General features: G+C 50.5%; 16 protein-coding genes and 1 tRNA gene. 15 read left to right on the forward strand and 2 right to left on the reverse strand.

Annotated elements, in window-relative coordinates:
• The first annotated feature begins 6 nt into the window (after positions 1-6).
• The 4 genes from EDM21_RS17245 (at position 7) to EDM21_RS17260 (ending at position 4,397) form a co-directional block, all read left to right on the forward strand.
• The gene (locus tag EDM21_RS17245) at positions 7-993 is read left to right on the forward strand and encodes a gluconeogenesis factor YvcK family protein (RefSeq protein WP_157337491.1); all 987 of its coding nucleotides are present in this window, start codon (positions 7-9) and stop codon (positions 991-993) included.
• Positions 994-999: 6 nt separating this feature from the next.
• The gene (gene whiA / locus EDM21_RS17250; protein WP_157337493.1) at positions 1,000-1,941 is read left to right on the forward strand and encodes a DNA-binding protein WhiA; all 942 of its coding nucleotides are present in this window, start codon (positions 1,000-1,002) and stop codon (positions 1,939-1,941) included.
• Between the two features lie 273 nt (positions 1,942-2,214).
• Entirely contained in the window at positions 2,215-2,484 is a 270-nt protein-coding gene (locus tag EDM21_RS17255) for an HPr family phosphocarrier protein (RefSeq protein ID WP_157337495.1), read from the forward strand.
• A gap of 152 nt (positions 2,485-2,636) precedes the next feature.
• A complete protein-coding gene (locus EDM21_RS17260; protein WP_157337497.1) occupies positions 2,637-4,397 on the forward strand; it encodes a copper amine oxidase N-terminal domain-containing protein in 1,761 nt (586 codons plus the stop codon).
• A gap of 239 nt (positions 4,398-4,636) precedes the next feature.
• Here the strand turns inward: EDM21_RS17260 and clpP are convergent, their stop codons facing one another.
• Positions 4,637-5,236: an ATP-dependent Clp endopeptidase proteolytic subunit ClpP gene (clpP, locus tag EDM21_RS17265; RefSeq protein ID WP_157337499.1), complete on the reverse strand. Its 600-nt coding sequence runs from the start codon at positions 5,234-5,236 to the stop codon at positions 4,637-4,639.
• 233 nt (positions 5,237-5,469) lie between these two features.
• Between clpP and EDM21_RS17270 the strand changes: the two genes are divergently transcribed.
• Positions 5,470-5,721 carry a hypothetical protein gene (locus EDM21_RS17270; RefSeq protein ID WP_157337502.1) on the forward strand — a complete coding sequence of 84 codons (252 nt, stop codon included), beginning with the start codon at positions 5,470-5,472 and terminating at the stop codon, positions 5,719-5,721.
• A complete protein-coding gene (locus EDM21_RS17275; RefSeq protein WP_338044006.1) occupies positions 5,705-6,043 on the forward strand; it encodes a DUF2085 domain-containing protein in 339 nt (112 codons plus the stop codon). The genes EDM21_RS17270 and EDM21_RS17275 overlap by 17 nt, the downstream gene beginning before the upstream one ends.
• A gap of 217 nt (positions 6,044-6,260) precedes the next feature.
• Here the strand turns inward: EDM21_RS17275 and EDM21_RS17280 are convergent.
• A tRNA-Arg gene (locus EDM21_RS17280) sits at positions 6,261-6,332 on the reverse strand.
• A 245-nt stretch (positions 6,333-6,577) separates the two neighbouring features.
• Here EDM21_RS17280 and EDM21_RS17285 point away from each other — a divergent pair.
• From EDM21_RS17285 to rnr, 9 genes are all read left to right on the forward strand, one after another.
• The gene (locus EDM21_RS17285) at positions 6,578-7,606 is read left to right on the forward strand and encodes a sugar-binding transcriptional regulator (protein ID WP_157337504.1); all 1,029 of its coding nucleotides are present in this window, start codon (positions 6,578-6,580) and stop codon (positions 7,604-7,606) included.
• Positions 7,607-7,660: 54 nt separating this feature from the next.
• Entirely contained in the window at positions 7,661-8,665 is a 1,005-nt protein-coding gene (gene gap / locus EDM21_RS17290) for a type I glyceraldehyde-3-phosphate dehydrogenase (RefSeq protein ID WP_068777193.1), read from the forward strand.
• 474 nt (positions 8,666-9,139) lie between these two features.
• Entirely contained in the window at positions 9,140-10,321 is a 1,182-nt protein-coding gene (locus tag EDM21_RS17295; protein WP_068777191.1) for a phosphoglycerate kinase, read from the forward strand.
• A gap of 23 nt (positions 10,322-10,344) precedes the next feature.
• Positions 10,345-11,097, forward strand: a complete 753-nt coding sequence (gene tpiA, locus EDM21_RS17300; RefSeq protein WP_157337506.1) for a triose-phosphate isomerase — start codon at positions 10,345-10,347, stop codon at positions 11,095-11,097.
• Between the two features lies 1 nt (position 11,098).
• Positions 11,099-12,640, forward strand: a complete 1,542-nt coding sequence (gpmI, locus tag EDM21_RS17305; protein WP_157337508.1) for a 2,3-bisphosphoglycerate-independent phosphoglycerate mutase — start codon at positions 11,099-11,101, stop codon at positions 12,638-12,640.
• Between the two features lie 160 nt (positions 12,641-12,800).
• Positions 12,801-14,093, forward strand: coding sequence for a phosphopyruvate hydratase (gene eno / locus EDM21_RS17310; RefSeq protein WP_068777188.1), 1,293 nt, complete (start codon positions 12,801-12,803; stop codon positions 14,091-14,093).
• A 57-nt stretch (positions 14,094-14,150) separates the two neighbouring features.
• Complete coding sequence (locus EDM21_RS17315; protein ID WP_157337510.1) at positions 14,151-14,891, forward strand: M50 family metallopeptidase; 741 nt, start codon at positions 14,151-14,153, stop codon at positions 14,889-14,891.
• 184 nt (positions 14,892-15,075) lie between these two features.
• A complete protein-coding gene (secG, locus tag EDM21_RS17320; protein ID WP_068777186.1) occupies positions 15,076-15,315 on the forward strand; it encodes a preprotein translocase subunit SecG in 240 nt (79 codons plus the stop codon).
• Positions 15,316-15,862: 547 nt separating this feature from the next.
• On the forward strand, positions 15,863-19,006 hold the full coding sequence (gene rnr, locus EDM21_RS17325) for a ribonuclease R (RefSeq protein ID WP_235918257.1): 3,144 nt from the start codon (positions 15,863-15,865) through the stop codon (positions 19,004-19,006).
• The last annotated feature ends 192 nt before the right edge of the window (positions 19,007-19,198 follow it).

Raw genomic sequence — 19,198 nt, forward strand, 5'->3', positions numbered from 1 at the left:
GAAACGATGTCTAAAGTATACTCCCCTGCTGACATTCCGCGGATTGTCGTCATTGGAGGCGGAACAGGTCTGTCTGTCATGCTGCGCGGGCTTAAACAGAAGCCTCTGGACATAACGGCTATTGTTACGGTGGCGGATGACGGCGGGAGCTCCGGGATTCTAAGATCGGAGCTTCATATACCTCCTCCGGGCGACATCCGCAATGTGCTTACGGCGCTTGCGGATGTCGAGCCGCTGCTTTCCGAGATGCTGCAGTACCGGTTCTCGGCTGGCACCGGACTCGCCGGCCACAGTCTGGGCAATTTGATTCTCGCGGCGATGAAAGACATTACCGGCGACTTCGTTACCGGTATACGCGAGATGAGCCGCGTGTTCGCCGTCCGTGGGCGGGTGCTTCCCGCTTCCAGGCAGGCGTTCTCCCTGAAAGCGATCATGGAGGACGGCTCCGTTGTGGAAGGCGAATCGAAGATTCCCAAGGCAGGTGGAAAAATCCACCGGGTTCTGCTTGAGCCCTCGGACGTTACTCCTCTTGAAGAAGCGATCGAAGCGATCCAGGAGGCTGATGCGATTCTGTGCGGGCCTGGCAGCTTGTACACCAGCATACTGCCGAACCTGCTGGTACCGGGAATTGCAGAAGAAATTTTGAAATCAAACGCTGTCAAAATGTTTATTTGTAACGTGATGACCCAGCCCGGAGAAACGGACGGTTACTCTGTAGGGGACCATTTGGCCGCTGTACACGAGCATCTGGGCCATCACCTGTTCGATTATGTCATTGTAAATAACGGGGAGATCCCTCCCCAGGTACAGAACAAGTACGCCGAGAAGGGTGCCAAGGCCGTCCACCTGGACCTTGACGAAGTGACGAAGCGGGGTTATCACGTCATTGCCGACAAGCTGGTACTGTTCCGGACCTATCTGCGTCACGATGCGGATAAATTAAGCGAGCATATTTACCAGATCGTAGAAAGCTGGATGCTCAGGAAGAGGTGAGTCCCCATGTCTTTTGCGGCGCAGACCAAGAAAGAATTAACGTTAATCGAAGCGGATGACTGTTGTGAGAAAGCAGAGCTGTCGGCGCTTATCCGGATGAATGGCTCTGTACAGCTTACCAATCAGCGTGTTGTTCTCGATATTTCGACGGAAAACGCCGCGATTGCCAGGAGGATTTACTCGCTTCTTAAGAAGCGGTACAAAATTCATATGGAACTTCTCGTGCGTAAGAAGATGCGGCTGAAGAAGAATAACGTCTATATCGTCCGGGTTCCGAATCAGGTCCAAGAGATGCTTCAGGATCTTCATATTGTGTTCGAAGGATTCCAGTTCACCCCCGGGATCGACAAGAGTATCGTGAAGTCGAACTGCTGCCGGAGAGCTTATCTGAGGGGTGCGTTTCTTGCGGGAGGTTCCGTAAACAATCCGGAAGGTTCCTCCTATCACCTTGAGATTGCTTCCATGTATCAGGAGCATTGCGAGGCTCTCTGCCAGCTGGCTAACCGCTTTGAGCTTAATGCCAGATGTATAGAGCGCAAGAAGGGCTTCGTTTTCTATATCAAGGAAGGCGAGAGAATTATTGAATTCCTGAGCATAATCGGCGCCCATCAGGCACTGCTCCGTTTTGAAGATGTGCGGATTATGAAGGACATGCGTAACTCAGTGAACCGGATCGTGAATTGCGAGACGGCCAATTTGAACAAAACGATCGGTGCTGCGGTAAGACAAATCGACAATATCCGGCTCCTCGAGAGAGAAATTGGTCTTGAAAGCTTGCCCGACAAGCTCCGGGAAGTTGCTGAAATTCGCCTGAAGCACCCGGACCTGAACCTCAAAGAGGTTGGAGATATGCTGCGCGGCAGCGTCAGTAAATCTGGCGTGAATCACCGCCTCCGTAAAATCGACGAAATGGCCGAGAAGATACGTAATGGAGCGCCAGCCAGATAACAATGGGCCTTAGGAACTTTTTTCTAGAGTATTTCGTTCTAAAATGGTATAATCTAAAGCAGAATACACATTTTACGGCTTTCGCGGTATTTCATAGACAAGCGCCGCCGGACGCAAGATCCCCAGTTTCGTTGGCCTTCTATACAGATATGAATAGAATCATCATGCCTGATGCCTAACCGACATAAAGTTTACCGTAAGGGGAACCTCCGAGCGATTATGCCGGGGATGCTGTATATACTGCAAATTAAGAACGTAGGGGGAATCCATTCCATGTCGAGACGCCCAGTAGTGGTGAAGTTGAAAACAGGTCTTCACGCCAGACCCGCTGCTTTGTTTGTACAAGAAGCGAATAAATTTTCGTCCGAGATTTTCGTAGAAAAGGATGAAAAGAAGGTTAATGCTAAGAGTATCATGGGCATTATGAGTTTGGCGATCAGTACTGGAACTGAAGTTTACATAAGCGCAGAAGGTTCGGATGCAGAACAGGCTGTAAACGCTTTAGTATCTCTAGTCAGCAAAGAAGAACTCGAAAATCAATAAGGCCTGCAGCTTCCTGACAAGGGAGCTTTTTTATTTTGGCACGATAAGAAACCTTTTCCAATCCAAAAGCGTCTAAAGAAATGGGCGAATGATCGGAAAAGGTTATTTGTCATGTCTTTTTATAGAAAAAAGCACGGAAAAGGAGTAGGAGAATGGTTCAATGGAAAAAAGAAGTGTCGCTTCTGACCGCGTTAATGGTGCTGCTCGCAGCAGTAATCCTGCCGGCTCAAGCGAAGGCGGTATCGACCTCGTCCTCATTGATTGTCTTATATCTGGACAATAAACAAGCTTTTGTTAATTCGGAGCAGATGGAATTGGAATCCCCTGCAACCATCATTAAGGACAAGACGTTCGTTCCGGCCAAGTTTCTTGGCGACAGTTTTGGTTTCCCGGTTGTCTGGGATGATGCCGCCCGTACCATTACGATGCAGCCGCCGGGCTACAAAATCGTACTGAGCAGTGATCTCAAAAAAGCCTACATCAACGGAGAAGAGGTTCCATTTGATACCGTTGCTGCCATCAAGAACGGAAAGCTCCTCGTGAAGCTTACTTGGGTAGCGGATTACATGGGCGCGAAGTACACGTACTACGGTGATTCCCGTAAGGTTGAAATTGTACATGTACCGAATCCTGGCGGCATTTATGACCCTGGTAAGAATAATTCTAATCCGGTCGCCAAATTCACTACACACAAGGAGAAGTACCGGCTTGGGGAGACGATCAAATATATTGATCTCAGCTATGACCCTGATGCCGAAGGTCTTCCTAAATTTGAATGGACCGGCAAAAAAGATGCTTTTTTCAAAGCAGGGACTTATCCTGTCTCTCTAAAAGTATCTGACCGCAACGGCAATGTAAGCAAGGTGTTTACCAAGAACATCGTTGTCGAGGATGTACCTTATCTGTCCGAAGCGGAATATCCGGTCTACCACCAATCCATCGGAAGTTTCTACAAACTGGATTGGAGTACGCTGACCTCCTATTTCTACAACCTGCCGCAATTGACTAAAGATGTGACTAATGTAACCGGTCGTAAGCTGCTTGTCAGCGACAGTCCGGAGACGTTTACGGAGCCAGGTATCCTGTACCAGGACACAGTAGGCGGTAAATCCCGTCTATATGTGGATCACATTAATGGAACCGATAAGAAGATGACCTTTGCCATTCTGGCAACGAATACGACGGACAAGCCTATTACTGTCAAAACGACTAACAAAGGCGAAGTATGGCCTTCCGTTTATGCTAATCTGATTGGAAGCGAAGCTTCCGTCGATTTTCTGCTGGGTAACACGTACAACGAGAAAATGACGATTCCGCCGAAGGATACTTTGGTGTACCGTCAGCTTCCTGACTTTTACCCGGGTTACGGCGTTAACCTGTTCTACGATTTGGAAACGGACGGAGATGTCCAGTTCTCATTCGTTGCGACAGAAGAATTGTCAGCGGAGACGCTGAGCCAGAGCAAGCATCTTGCTTTTAACGGCCATGTAAGGGGCACCTTCGACGTCTCGGAGATTAAATGGGATATAGACGGGACATCATTCACCAAACCGTCCAGGCTCATTATAGGAGACGGGAAGACAGACCCGTTTGTTGACGGATATGACGTAATGCGCAAGGAGAACGTGAAGAACGGCGGCAACTACGGCGTCGTGTACAAAATTCACGCGGATAAGCCTCGCAAGATGGCAATCATGCTGCTTGCACGCGGAGGCGTCTTCAAGGGGCCAATCAAAATCAACGGCGAGATCCAGTCGATTCCTTACTCCGGCGTAATTACCGCCTTTGACGGCATGCAGATTCTGCACCGAACTACGGGTAACGAGAAGTCTCTGGATATCGAGTTTACGCCTCCGGCAGGCTCTGCATTCCCGGTTGATCTCATTTTCTATCCGCTAGAAGATCTGGATTGATTCATACTTACCTTATTCGCCCAATGAATAACGAGAAAGGGGCTGTCTCAAAAGGGTAAACCTGAGTGGGGCAATCCTATAATAGGTGCAAAAGAACCTTCAAAACCACTATAAAGTGGATCTGAAGGTTCTTTTTTAACCGAATATCGCGTGAAAAGCAGGACTGGATTTTCTTGAAATGACTTTTGGGACAGTCCCATCTTGCATGCTGTCAAAGCAAAAGCCACTAGAAAGCATTCTTACAAGCCGACGCCTGCGTCCGTTTTCTCAATGACCTTGTCGATGAGCCCGTAAGCGGCGGCTTCTGCGGCGCTCATGAAGTAATCGCGGTCGGTATCCTTGTCGATACGCTCCAGCGGCTGGCCGGTACGTTCAGCAAGAATTTTGTTCAAGTTCTCACGCATTTTGAGAATGCGTCTAGCGCGAATCTCGATATCTGTCGCTTGACCTTCGGCTCCGCCGAGCGGCTGGTGAATCATGACTTCCGAGTTAGGCAGCGCATAACGTTTGCCTTTGGCGCCTGCAGCGAGCAGGAAAGCGCCCATAGAAGCAGCCATTCCTACACAAATTGTAGAGACATCTGATTTGATGAACTGCATGGTGTCATAGATCGCCATTCCAGCTGTGATAGAACCGCCGGGGCTGTTTACATACAAATGAATATCTTTGTCCGGGTCCTGTGCATCCAGGAAAAGCAGTTGAGCGATAATCGCGTTGGCAACCTGATCGTTCACCGGTGTACCCAGGAAAATAATACGGTCTTTAAGAAGACGGGAGTAAATATCGTAAGCGCGTTCTCCTCTTGCATCAGGCTCGACAACCATTGGAATAAAACTCATCTTGAACCCTCCTTAGATAATACGCCACTATAACTGCGTTAAATTTCAGTATCTACAAATATGATAACGAAAAAACGTCTCAAGGTCAAGAAAGGTCAAACTTATTTGGAAAAAGCTCTCTTTCCTTTCCCCCAGAGTACTATAAACGAAACATTTTTTAATGCAACTCGTTAATACATGGTAGTAAAAGTAAGATGCTTTCGAGGCCCTTATATCAAAAAGGAGGAGTGCTTTTGTATTTTCTTATTCTAACGCTGTGGCTTATCCTGTTGATTGCCGGAATTGCTTTAGTCTCCAGCGGCAGTACGGCAGGAATCATCCTTATAGCGGCGGGTCTTCTCATCTTGGTGATGCAAATGATCTACTATCGGAGAAGGTCGGGACGAATTGCGGCTAGTGATTATTGCGGTGATATTCCTGTAATCAGCTTCCTGGATTGCGATGGAACCGGCAAGGGTGGGTTGGACTGTGACTGTTGTAAGTAAGTTCTTCGCAATCATGCCGTGCCACCGGATGAGTTCGCGCTCATTTCACCTGCGCGGTGTACAGCTTCCCCTGTGCGCCAGATGTATGGGAATCTTGCTTGGCTATCTGGCGCTGCCTCTTTTTTTGCTGTACGGAATGGAGTGTGAATATGGGATAGGCTTGGTATTGTGCCTGCCCCTGCTGATAGACGGGTTTACGCAAAAATGGGGATGGAGAACCAGCAGCAACAGGTTGCGGCTGTTTACAGGATTGATGTTCGGGGTCGGGCAGTGTATCGTCATTGCCGCTTCCGTAGGCATCTTGATGCGTGTTCTTTCCTAGAGAAGAGAGCCGCTGATTTGCAGCCTTGCCGTGATTAATGGACTATCCTCGTCCGATTTTCTAATAAAATTGAGCGAGAGATAGACGTTGGGAGTCAGTACCATTATGTAATGGGTCAGTTTTAACAAGGATTCATGACCACTCTGGACTTCATAGGAGAGCAGGTGAAATTAAAAAAGCCCCTGTCCGAGGACAAGGGCTTTCCTAACTATCTATACGCGCCCGCGAGGAATCGAACCTCGATCTCAGGCTCCGGAGGCCTACGTCATATCCATTGGACCACGGGCGCATGTTGTTTCAATAAGTAACAGCAATGGTTATTATATGATAGGGGTATAGAAAAAGCAAGTCTTTACGCCCATTTTCTTTTTTATGGCTTCCTTCATAAAAAATCAAACTTTGCACGCATTGATTCTTTTATACGAACTGGGTATAATGATGTTGTGCAAGGCAAGTTTTTTTTAATCTATGTGGGACTTAAAATGCACTCGCGGGACATAATGAGTCCAAGTAAGCTTTTTAGGAGTGTATTACATGAGAGACATTCTCGACATTCAAAAGCAGCTATTGCCGGATATGCTGGAGGTTATGAACAAAAGGTACCGAGTTCTCCAGCATATTCTTCTCCTTGGAAGCGTAGGCCGCAGAACGCTGGCCAGTGCGCTGGATATGACAGAGCGGGTGCTGCGAAGCGAAGTGGATTTTCTTAAAGGTCAAGGTCTGATCGAGACAGAAACTTCAGGGATGCACATCAGCGAGTCAGGGCGTGAGCTGCTGGAGAAGCTGCAGCCGCTTATCAAGGAAATGCTCGGACTCAGCGAGCTGGAGAAACGGATTCGCGAGCATTTTGGTGTCGAGCAGGTCGTCGTCGTGGCTGGAGATTCGGACACTTCCCCGTTCGCCAAGAAGGAGCTCGGCCGTGCTGCCGCCCTGATGCTGCGCAAGCACGTCACCAAGCACGATGTCATCGCCGTAACCGGCGGCTCGACTATGGCGGAGGTAGCCGAGCACTTGTCTACGACGAGTGCGCTCAAAGGCAGCCTGTTCGTCCCGGCCAGAGGCGGACTCGGTGAAAGCGTAGAGCTGCAGGCGAATATGATCGCCTCGAAGATGGCCAAGAAGACAGGCGGCAAATACCGGCTGCTTCATGTACCCGACCACCTGCGGGAGGAAGCCTATCAATCCCTGATTCAAGAACCGAATATTCATGAGATGATGGATGTTATACGGAGCTGCCGTATCGTTATCCACGGAATCGGAGATGCTTTAGTCATGGCGCGAAGGCGCAAGGTAGATTCGGACTCCATTGATAGTCTCCGCAGCGAAGGTGCTCTTGCAGAAGCCTTCGGATACTATTTTGACCCGCAGGGCAGAGTTGTACACAAGATGCCGACGGTCGGACTCCGGCTGGAGGATATCCAGCACTGTGAAGTCGTGATCGGTGTAGCCGGCGGGTCAAGTAAAGGTGCTGCTGTCGCTTCGGTTTTAAAATACGGCCAGGAGGACATTCTGGTAACGGATGAAGCTGCAGCTGTGGAAATGCTCAAACATGCGTTATCTTGACGGGCCACAGGCACGTCTTGAAATATATATTTCACTATGGGAGGAATTACAACAATGGTTAAAGTGGGTATTAACGGATTCGGTCGTATCGGACGTAACGTGTTCCGCGCTTCTCTGAACAACGCTGAAGTAGAAATCGTAGCAATCAATGATCTGACAGACGTAAGCACGCTTGCACATTTGCTCAAGTATGACACGACTCATGGTGTACTAGATGCAACAGTTGAAGCTGGCGAAGGTGAGATCAAAGTAAACGGCAAATCTATCAAAGTATTTGCTGAGCGCGATCCAGGAAACCTGCCTTGGGGCGAATACGGCGCTGAGATCGTTGTAGAATCCACAGGTATCTTCACAGCTAAAGAAAAAGCGGAAGCTCACCTGAAAGGCGGAGCTAAGAAAGTTATCATTTCCGCACCTGCAACTAACGAAGATATCACAATCGTTATGGGCGTAAATGAAGACAAGTATGATCCGTCTGCTCATACTGTAATCTCCAATGCTTCTTGTACAACTAACTGTCTGGCTCCTTTCGCGAAAGTACTGGACGACAAGTTTGGTATCGTTAAAGGCATGATGACGACTGTTCACTCTTACACGAATGACCAGTCCGTACTTGACCTGCCACACAAGGATCTTCGCCGTGCACGTGCGGCAGCTGAGAACATTATCCCTTCCACAACAGGTGCTGCCAAAGCTGTTTCCCTGGTTCTTCCACAGCTTAAAGGCAAGCTGAACGGTATGGCTATGCGCGTTCCTACACCTAACGTATCCGTAACGGATCTGGTTGTTGAACTGGACAAAAACGTAACGGTTGACGATGTGAATAATGCACTGAAAGAAGCTGCTAACGGCCCGCTTAAAGGCATTCTTAACTACTCCGATGAGCCGCTTGTATCGAGCGACTACAATGGCGATCCGGCTTCTTCCACAATCGACTCCCTGTGCACAATGGTAGTCGGCGACAACATGGTGAAAGTTGTTTCCTGGTATGATAACGAGTGGGGCTATTCCAACCGCGTTCTTGACCTGGCTGCTTTCGTCGCTAAAAAAGGTCTGTAATTCCCAAATAAGCAAGGAAGAAGAGGAGAAGAAATTCTCCTCTTCCCACTGCTTGCGGGTTACAAACGGATCGTCAGAAGTTCCCGGCTTTACGCTAGAGAAGCTTTCCTCAGGAAAGCCTGGCCAAAAGGCTTGCGAAGAAGGTTTTCCTGAACGGAAGCTTGCCATTATTTGAGAACGTGTAATGGAACAGGTATGCTTAGTAGAGGACAAGACAAGAGGGACGCTTACCGTTCCCGGGGTGAAAGTGTACCTGTGGTTTCACTTTACCCGAGTGGAGAACAGCTCCGTATTTAAGAGAAAAGCTTTGCTGATGCTTACAATGGTAGCCTTCGCACGAAGGATAATCCATGCTTACGATGCCAGCCTTTTAGAGGGTTTAGCCCATGCTTACGACGCCGTTTTCTTAAGGGGAAACTTAGCTGATGCTTACGACGCCAGCCTTCTTCCAGAAGGCTATGAGGAGGAATTTTCATGAACAAGAAAAGTGTTCGCGATGTGGAAGTAGCCGGTAAACGTGTATTTGTACGTGTAGATTTCAATGTGCCTCTCGAGAATGGTCAAATTACGGATGACAATCGTATCCGTCAAACCCTGCCGACGATTAAATTCCTGATCGAAAAGGGCGCAAGAGTAATATTGGCGAGCCACCTGGGCCGTCCTAAAGGTCAAGTGAATGAAGATCTTCGTCTGACGCCGGTTGCGGCCCGTCTATCCGAACTTCTGGGCCAGCCTGTTGCAAAGGCGGACGAAGCTGTGGGTGAAGCCGTTCAAGCGAAAGTAAACGAGCTGAAAGACGGCGACGTCCTACTTCTTGAGAATGTACGTTTCTACGCAGGCGAAGAGAAGAACGATCCGGAACTGGCTAAGCAGTTTGCACAGCTGGCTGATCTGTTCGTCAACGATGCTTTCGGCGCAGCGCACCGCGCACATGCATCGACGGAAGGCATTGCTCATCTGCTGCCGGCTGTATCCGGTCTTCTTATGGAGAAAGAGCTGGAGGTTCTAGGCAAAGCGCTGAACAACCCGGAGCGTCCGTTCACTGCTATCATTGGCGGTTCCAAAGTTAAGGATAAGATTGATGTTATCAATAAAATGCTTGAAATTGCCGATAACATTCTCATTGGCGGCGGTCTTTCCTACACGTTCTTCAAGGCGCAAGGCCATGAAATCGGCCAGTCCCTGGTAGATAACGAGAAGCTTGAGCTTGCACTCGGTTTTATCGAGAAAGCGAAGAAGCTGGGCAAGAACTTCCATCTGCCGGTAGATATCGTCGTATCGGATGATTTCAGCGCCAACGCGAACACCAATATCGTAAGCGTTGATTCCATTCCTGCCGACTGGGAAGGCATTGACATCGGTCCTAAAACCCGTGAAATCTACGCGGATGTGATCAAGAACTCCAAACTGGTGGTTTGGAACGGGCCGATGGGCGTATTTGAAATTGAGCCATTCTCCCACGGTACCCGTGCAGTGACTCAAGCATGCGCGGAGACTTCCGCATACACCGTAATCGGTGGCGGTGATTCTGCGGCAGCGGCTGAGAAATTCCACCAGGCTGACAAAATGGATCACATCTCGACAGGCGGCGGTGCTTCCCTTGAATTTATGGAAGGCAAAATTCTGCCGGGCGTAGTCGCACTTAACGATAAGTAAGATTGAGAGGAGCTCAACCAATCATGAGAAAACCCGTTATTGCAGGCAACTGGAAAATGTTCAAAACCGTATCCGAAGCGACCAGCTTCGTGAATGATATAAAAGGTAAAGCTGAAGTAGAAGGCGTAGAGAGCATTATCTGTGCTCCATACACCAATCTGCCAGCACTGGTAGAGGCTGTAAAAGGCACGGCTATCAAAGTCGGCGCACAGAACCTCCACTTCGAAGATAATGGTGCATTCACGGGCGAAATCAGCGGCGTTATGCTGAAAGACCTCGGTGTAACTCACGTGATCATCGGCCACTCCGAGCGTAGAGCTTATTTTAACGAGACTGATGAAATTGTGAATAAAAAAGTACTTGCAGCCTTCAAGCATGATCTGACACCTATTCTGTGTGTAGGGGAAAAGCTGGAAGAGCGCGAAGCCGGTCAAACCAAAGAAGTGTGCCGCGTTCAAACGGAAGGTGCCTTCAAAGGTCTCAGCGCCGATCAGGCCAAAGAAGTTATCGTTGCGTATGAGCCGATCTGGGCCATCGGAACAGGTAAGTCTTCCACTGCGGAAGATGCGAATGAAGTCATTGCTTACATCCGTGAGCTGGTTGCTTCCCTGTACGATTCCTCCGTTGCGGATGCTGTACGCATTCAGTACGGCGGCAGCGTGAAGCCGGGCAACATCGCCGAATACATGGCACAGCCTGATATCGACGGAGCTCTTGTTGGCGGTGCGAGCTTAGAGCCTGAATCCTATATCCAACTGGTTGAGGGGGCGAAGTAAGATGGCAACTAAACCCGTAGCGTTAATTATTCTTGACGGCTTCGGACTTCGGGGCGAAGCGCACGGCAACGCCGTTGCGCAAGCCAAGAAACCGAACTACGACCGCTATTGGGGCCAGTTTCCTCATACGACGCTGACCGCTTGCGGCGAAGCTGTAGGTTTGCCGGAAGGCCAAATGGGTAACTCTGAAGTAGGGCACCTGAACATTGGTGCCGGACGAGTTGTTTATCAAGATCTCACACGGATCTCTAAATCGATTCGCGATGGTGACTTTTTTGACAACCAGACGCTGAACGGTGCCGTTCGTCATGCGAAGCAGAATAACAAGAATCTGCATTTGTACGGATTGCTCTCGGATGGCGGCGTACACAGCCATATCGCGCATCTGTTTGCTCTCCTTGAGCTGGCCAAAAACGAAGGCCTGGACGAGGTTTATATCCACGCATTCCTCGATGGCCGCGATGTAGCGCCTGATTCGGCGAAGAACTACATGGAGCAGCTGCAGGCGAAGATTGCAGAAGTAGGCATCGGTAAGGTAGCAACGGTACAGGGCCGTTATTACGCGATGGACAGAGACAAACGCTGGGAGCGGACGGAGAAATCCTACCGCGCGATGGTGTACGGCGATGGCCCGCGTTATACAGATCCTGTGCAAGCTATCACGGAATCATACGAGAAGTCGGTATTCGATGAATTCGTCATGCCTGCCGTAATTGTGAATGAGAATGACCAGCCTGTCGGGCTTGTCGAATCGGGGGATGCGGTTGTGTTCTTTAACTTCCGCCCGGACCGAGCGATCCAATTGTCCCAGGTGTTTACGAATAAAGATTTCCGCGGATTCGACCGCGGCGAGCAGTGCCCGCAGGATCTGTACTATGTCTGTCTGACATTGTTCAGTGAAACGGTTGAAGGCTATGTCGCGTATAAGCCCAAGAATCTCGATAATACGCTCGGTGAAGTTCTGGCCCAGAACAACATGCGCCAGCTGCGTATTGCCGAGACGGAGAAGTATCCGCACGTTACGTTCTTCTTCAGTGGAGGACGGGATGTTGAGCTGCCGGGTGAGACACGTATTCTCATTCCATCGCCTAAAGTCGCCACGTATGACTTGAAGCCGGAAATGAGCGCTTACGAAGTTGCTGCGGCCGCAGTCAAAGAAGTGAATGAGGACAAGCAGGATGTCATCATCCTGAACTTTGCCAACCCGGACATGGTAGGCCACTCCGGCATGCTGGAGCCTACGATCAAAGCCGTTGAAGCGACAGACGAATGCCTCGGTCAAGTCGTAGAAGCGATTCTGGCCAAAGGCGGGGTTGTCTGCATCACGGCCGACCACGGCAATGCGGACCTCGTACTGGATGATTCGGATCGTCCGTTCACTGCACATACCACGAATCCGGTTCCTTTTATCGTGACATCGAATGATGTGACTTTGCGTGAAGGCGCCGTATTGGCTGACATTGCTCCTACTCTGCTGCACCTGCTTGAGCTGCCGCAGCCGCCGGAAATGACAGGCCTTTCGATTATCGAAGAGAAGAAGTAAACCGTAATCCTTGTGATTTACCCTACAACAAAAGCTTTCGGGAACCATTCCATCTTAGAACCTGCATCTTATTTTGATCGGTAAGATGCGCGCTGCCCTTAAAGGGAATGAGTTCCCGAAGTTTTTCATACACATAACCTGTTAAGGAGTGTTCAATCAAATGACTATAATTTCTGACGTTTATGCTCGCGAAGTGCTGGACTCCCGCGGTAATCCGACTGTTGAAGTAGAAGTATATCTGGAATCCGGCGTAGTAGGCCGTGCAATTGTTCCTTCCGGCGCATCTACTGGTGCCCACGAAGCTGTTGAACTTCGCGATGGCGACAAAAGCCGTTACCTCGGTAAAGGCGTACTGAAAGCTGTTGATAACGTAAATTCCATTATCGCTCCTGAAATTATCGGTCTGAACTCTTTGGATCAAGTATCCATCGATAAGAAAATGATCGAGCTTGACGGAACGCATAACAAAGGCAAACTGGGCGCTAACGCGATTCTTGCCGTGTCCATGGCTGTTGCCCGCGCTGCGGCTGAAGCAATGGAACTGCCTTTGTATGTTTACCTGGGCGGATTCAATGCGAAGACGCTTCCGGTTCCAATGATGAACATCATCAACGGTGGCGAGCATGCGGATAACAACGTTGACGTTCAAGAGTTTATGGTTCTGCCTGTAGGCGCTCCTTCTTTCAAAGAAGCTCTGCGTATGGGTGCTGAAATTTTCCACCACCTTAAATCCGTACTTAAAGATAAAGGCCTGAACACGGCTGTGGGCGACGAAGGCGGATTTGCTCCGAACCTGAGTTCCAACGAAGAAGCAATTCAAACTATCATCACAGCTATCGAGCGTGCAGGCTACAAGCCGGGCGTAGACGTATTCCTGGGTATGGACGTAGCTTCCACCGAGTTCTTCAAGAACGGCAAATACGAACTCGCTGGCGAAGGCAAATCCTTCACACCGGCCGAATTCGTTGATCTGCTTGCTTCTTGGGCGGATAAATACCCGATCCTTACAATCGAAGACGGTTGTTCCGAAGACGATTGGGAAGGTTGGAAGCTGCTTACAGAGAAACTGGGCGGCAAAGTGCAACTGGTTGGCGACGATCTGTTCGTTACGAATACAGAGCGTCTGTCCAAAGGTATCAACGAGAACATCGGTAACTCCATCCTGATCAAAGTTAACCAAATCGGTACGCTGACAGAGACTTTCGATGCGATCGAAATGGCAAAACGTGCAGGTTACACGGCTGTTATCTCCCACCGTTCCGGTGAAAGCGAAGACAGCACGATTGCTGACATCTCCGTTGCTACGAACGCCGGCCAAATCAAAACAGGCGCACCGTCCCGTACGGACCGCGTTGCAAAATACAACCAGCTGCTTCGCATCGAAGATCAACTCGAAGGCGTTGCTCAATACGCGGGTAAAGATGCATTCTACAACCTGAAAAACTTCAAGTAAGCCAATCTTTCATAAGGTTAATTGTTAACCTTGTATGGTCGGAGAGGGGATCTGTCTATGAGTGCTTGGGTAAAAACGATTTTGCTCTTAATCGGTTCGGCCTTGTTGACTCAATTCATCCCTTTCTCCGAATATTTCCGCAACCTGGACACCATGATTCACGAGTTCGGGCATGCTGCTATGACGATGGCCTTATCGGGCAAAGTCATGGCGATTGTGCTCAATGCCGACCACAGTGGGGTTACTTACTCCTCGGTCAGTTCCTCGTGGAAACTCCTTCCCATTTCAATGGCGGGGTATATCGCGGCGTCCTTGTTTGCGGTTTTTCTTTTCTGGGCTTATGCCCGCGGCAAGCAAAGACTGGGTCTTCAGCTGATGACGGGAGTCGCGATTCTGTCGCTCATCCTGTTTGTCCGCAACACTTTCGGAGTGGGCTGGCTGATCGGCTTCATCCTGCTTAATGTTCTCGTACTTGCCTTTACGAGCGGATTTATACGTAACGCTTACTACCTGATCATTGCCTTCCTGTGTCTGGAGGAGTCTGTATACGGGCCGTTGACGTTGACCATGCTGGCTGCCGGTAAACCCGGCCAAGCAGGAGATGCTACGAATCTGGCTTCGTTTACAGGTGTACCTGCGATAGGCTGGGGCGTCCTGTTTCTGGCGATCTCGTTATGGTGTGCCAAAACAGCTATCCAGTATTTTCTGGGAGGTTCCAAAGGCTCGCGAAGCCGGAGCGGAGGCGGAAGGAAAGCGTCTCCATCTTCTTCCGTTTATGTGCCCCAGCACCGGGAGTAAACTGCCGGTTATTGACTATCTAATTAACTGCCATATAACCTGCAAAACCTAAAGATGGGCTGATTTTTATGTAACGATGCGAAGTGACTCTTCTAAATCCATCCATTATCTTGCAGAATCCCTCTGAATATGATAGAATTTCTATGCATATTCTAAAATAAGTACTTGCTAATGAGGTGTCGAATTGGTCATTTTCCTTAAAGTAGTGTTGATCATAATTTCAATCGCTTTAATCGTAACCGTTCTTCTACAAAAAGGTAAAAGTGCTGGACTTTCCGGAGCCATCAGCGGTGGTGCTGAGCATTTGTTCGGCAAGCAGAAGGCAAGAGGCATGGATTTGGTTCTAGTACGTATCACTACCGTCCTGGCCGCTATCTTTATCATCTTGACTGTACTCGTTGCATATGTAGTTAAAGCCGGGTAACAATTGAACAACATGCAAATAAATTGCAGACAGCAGGGGAATGCTACTCCTGCTGTTTTTTTCATGCCTCTTTTCGACTGCCTATTTGTGGTAAGCTGTAGGAGTAGGATGTTCGAGGTTTATGAACAGGTTATGATTTAGATCTTTCCGGCTATACTGATTAGTAACTTACGTCCGGCTGTTATGGATCAGCGTAGGCTTGACTGAATAGGCAGCAGCACAAGATCCGGTAAAAGTTCTTGTGCGAAGACGGAAAGCTGCAAGAGTAGAATCAATCAAGTAAATGCGCCGCCCCCTACCCCTGCTGGCTAGCTTAGCTTTGGACTAAGACAAGCCGCAGTTAACACACCTTCTCGCTTTCAGCCACTGTATGCCCCGTAACCGGCAGCAGGAATCGGAACTTCGCGGAAGCAACAGGATTCTGGAAGTGCTGATTATCTTGATGCACAAGCGACTACAGCGCTTCCAGCAGCGGCTAAACCTGTTCAAAGGATACGTTATCGGGTATGAATACGGAGGAGCTCAACCTAATAAGAAGGTGACAACTATGGTAACAGAGCAGGATATTTTGAATTTTATGCGTGAAAATGCGTACAAGCCTATGACATATCAGGAGCTTGAGAAGCATTTTGGCATCGGCAGCGCTTCGGAATTTAAGGATTTCGTGAAACTGCTGAACGACCTGGAGCAATCCGGTCATGTACTTCGTACGCGCAATGAGCGGTATGGAGTGCCGGAGAGGATGAATTTGATCCGTGGACGCCTGCAGGCTCATCCCAAGGGCTTCGGTTTCCTGATTCCCGACGACAGGGATCATCCGGATGTGTACATTCATGCGAATGACATGAATACGGCCATGAACAGTGACATTATTCTTGTGCGTGTCACGAGTAAGGGCGCGGCCGGCGGCAAGCTCGAAGGCGAGGTTGTACGTGTCGTTATTCGCGCGAATACGCGCATCGTGGGCACGTTCCAGAATCACGAAAGTTACGGATTTGTCGTTCCCGACGATAAAAGAGTGCAGCGGGATATTTTTATTCCGAAGAATGCTTTTATGGGTGCGGCTGACGGTCAGAAGGTCGTCGTTAATATCATTCAGTATCCGGAGGGCCGCGCAGCGGCGCAGGGCGAAGTGATTGAGATTCTGGGGCACAAGGATGATCCGGGTGTAGATATCCTGTCGATTATCCGCAAGTTCCAGCTTCCCGAAGCGTTCAGCGAAGAAGTGATGGAGGAAGCCGAAAGCGTGCCGGACTCCATCAGTGAAGAGGAGATCGTCAATCAGAATCGCCGAGACCTTCGCGGTAAGCGGATCGTCACCATTGACGGCGAAGATGCCAAGGACCTCGATGACGCGGTTAACGTGGAACGGCTGCCCAACGGCAATTATCTCCTTGGTGTTCATATCGCGGATGTCAGTTATTATGTGACGGAAGAATCTGCACTGAACCAGGAAGCTTATAACCGCGGCTGTTCCGTCTATTTGGTGGACCGGGTAATTCCGATGCTCCCGCACCGGTTGTCCAACGGGATCTGTTCCCTTAATCCGCAGGTAGACCGCCTGACCATGTCGTGTGAGATGGAATTCGATGCGGCTATGAACGTCGTGCGGCATGATGTTTTTACGAGTGTAATCCGGACTGCGGAGCGTATGACTTATAATAATGTACGAAAGCTGCTTACGGAGGAAACACCTGATCCGGAGCTGATCGAACGTTACGGGTACTTGGTTGACGATTTCCGTCTCATGGAAGAGCTGGCGATGAAACTGCGCAATAGACGGATTCAGCGCGGTGCAATTGACTTTGACTTCCAGGAATCCAAAATCATCGTGGATAAAGAAGGCACGCCGGTCGATATCATCAAGCGGGAGCGCTCGATTGCCGAGATGATTATTGAAGAATTCATGCTGGCGGCGAACGAAACTGTTGCGGAGCATTTCCACTGGATGAAAGTGCCGTTCCTGTACCGGGTCCACGAAGATCCCGATGCGGAGAAGCTGGCGCATTTTATGGAGTTCATTACGAACTTCGGTTATGTGGTGCGCGGGCGCGGGAATACCGTACATCCTAGAGCGCTTCAATCTCTGCTTGAGGAGATTAAAGGGGCTAAAGAGGAAACGGTCATCAGCACGGTTCTGCTCCGCTCGATGAAGCAGGCGCGGTATGATGCAAACAGTCTGGGTCACTTTGGATTGGCGGCGGAGTTCTACTCCCACTTCACTTCTCCAATCCGCCGGTATCCCGATCTGATTATTCACCGGGTGATCCGCGAGGTGCTTGAGAACGGCGGAGGTCTGTCCGATAAGCGCCAGGAGTACCTGAGAGGACGTATGGACGATATTGCCGAGCAATCCTCTCAGCGTGAGCGTATCGCCGTTGATGCAGAGCGTGAGACGGATGCTTTGAAAAAGGCGGAGTTTATGCTCGATAAAGTCGGTGAGGATTTTGAAGGGATTATTTCGAGCGTGACGAGCTTCGGGATTTTCGTGGAGCTGGAGAACACGGTTGAAGGCCTGATCCGTTTGAGTGATCTGACCGACGATTATTATCACTATCATGAAATGCAGCATGCGCTTATCGGTGAGCGTACATCTAAGATCTACCGGATCGGTGATGAGGTTAAAGTCCGCGTCAGCCGCGTGAATATGGACGAGCGGACCATCGACTTTGAAATGGTCGATATGAAACCGCGTTCCAATAAGTTCAGTATGCTGGACCGCAAGAAAAGCGGAGACCGCGGACGCGGCGGCCCTAAGAATCGCGTATCCGGCGGAAGAGGCGGCAAGGGCGGACAAGACCGCGGACGCGTGCGCGATGTGCTTGTAAAGCCGAGTGATACTCCAGTTGCCGGTGCAGCAGCCGAAGAGGGCAGCGGCCGTAAACGCCGCAAGCGGAAGAAGAAAAGCACAGTAGCTGAAGGCGCACCTCTGGTAATTACGCCGGCGGTAAGAACAGCGGAACCTGGTGACGAGAGTCTGACGCAGGAAGGCGCAGCCGCCGGACGCAAGCGCAGACGCCGTAAAGGCGGCGCTCAAGCGGCTGGAGAAGCAGGATCAGACAACCGCGAAGACCGCGGGCTCGAAAGCGGCGCTGATCAAGGCCGTGTTGAGCAGGGCGAGAGAAGAGAAGGCAGTGCGGAGGCTGGCGAAGGCGGAGGCCGTAAACGGAGCAGACGCCGTAAGGGCGGTTCACCGGCTGAAGCGGGCAATGTCGGCGAGTCCACGAGCCCGGAGGGCAGCCGCGCAGGACGCATGGATGGCGCTGCTGGCGAAGCCGGCGCAAGTGAGAGAGCGGGCCGCAGAAGCGGCGTGAATGGTGACGCCGGTACGAGCGTTGCCGCACGCAGCGAAGGCGGCAGAGGCCGCAAGAGCGTCACGCCTGGCGATGCGGGCGGCCGCGGCATTTCGCTGCGCGGAGATGCAGCTGCGTCTAGCACTGGCGGTGAGACCGCGCGTGATGGCGCTGGCGAGCCGGGACAGCGCAAGCGGGGTCGCGGCGCAGCTGGAGATGCTGCGCCTGGCAGAGGCGCGGGCAGAGGCCGCAGCGACGGCGCTCCGCGTCCACTGGCGCCGTATTCCGGCGACTGGGCGAAGTCGGTGAACGCGCTGACGAAGACGGTGCGCGGAGATCGGCACACGCCGGACGGGCGCGATCCGTCGGAGAACAGACGCCCTCGCGGCCGCCGGTAGGCTGGCGGGATAGGACCGGGGCTGTCGAACTGACGAAGCGGCTTGTTCCTTGGAACGAGGGGCGGCGGATGGACTTTGAATAGTCGCCTACTGCCTCGTTCCGAATGTTCAGCTATTTAATAGACTTTTTTTGCTGACCTAGTACAGCCATAGGCTTTAAATTAAGATAACCGCCCGCCTATGCGGCAGCAG

This window comes from Paenibacillus lutrae (genome assembly GCF_009757775.1).
In the GTDB taxonomy this organism is placed as follows: Bacteria; Bacillota; Bacilli; order Paenibacillales; family NBRC-103111; genus Paenibacillus_F; species Paenibacillus_F lutrae.

What these genes read in the sequence shown, in the direction of transcription:
- EDM21_RS17255 (WP_157337495.1), top strand. Translation starts at nt 2,215, where the DNA reads ATGTCGAGACGCCCAGTAGTGGTGAAGTTGAAAACAGGTCTTCACGCC.
- EDM21_RS17315 (WP_157337510.1), top strand. Translation starts at nt 14,151, where the DNA reads ATGAGTGCTTGGGTAAAAACGATTTTGCTCTTAATCGGTTCGGCCTTG.
- clpP (WP_157337499.1), bottom strand. Translation starts at nt 5,236, where the DNA reads ATGAGTTTTATTCCAATGGTTGTCGAGCCTGATGCAAGAGGAGAACGC.
- tpiA (WP_157337506.1), top strand. Translation starts at nt 10,345, where the DNA reads ATGAGAAAACCCGTTATTGCAGGCAACTGGAAAATGTTCAAAACCGTA.
- gpmI (WP_157337508.1), top strand. Translation starts at nt 11,099, where the DNA reads ATGGCAACTAAACCCGTAGCGTTAATTATTCTTGACGGCTTCGGACTT.
- EDM21_RS17245 (WP_157337491.1), top strand. Translation starts at nt 7, where the DNA reads ATGTCTAAAGTATACTCCCCTGCTGACATTCCGCGGATTGTCGTCATT.
- gap (WP_068777193.1), top strand. Translation starts at nt 7,661, where the DNA reads ATGGTTAAAGTGGGTATTAACGGATTCGGTCGTATCGGACGTAACGTG.
- rnr (WP_235918257.1), top strand. Translation starts at nt 15,863, where the DNA reads ATGGTAACAGAGCAGGATATTTTGAATTTTATGCGTGAAAATGCGTAC.
- EDM21_RS17285 (WP_157337504.1), top strand. Translation starts at nt 6,578, where the DNA reads ATGAGAGACATTCTCGACATTCAAAAGCAGCTATTGCCGGATATGCTG.
- eno (WP_068777188.1), top strand. Translation starts at nt 12,801, where the DNA reads ATGACTATAATTTCTGACGTTTATGCTCGCGAAGTGCTGGACTCCCGC.
- EDM21_RS17260 (WP_157337497.1), top strand. Translation starts at nt 2,637, where the DNA reads ATGGTTCAATGGAAAAAAGAAGTGTCGCTTCTGACCGCGTTAATGGTG.
- whiA (WP_157337493.1), top strand. Translation starts at nt 1,000, where the DNA reads ATGTCTTTTGCGGCGCAGACCAAGAAAGAATTAACGTTAATCGAAGCG.
- EDM21_RS17295 (WP_068777191.1), top strand. Translation starts at nt 9,140, where the DNA reads ATGAACAAGAAAAGTGTTCGCGATGTGGAAGTAGCCGGTAAACGTGTA.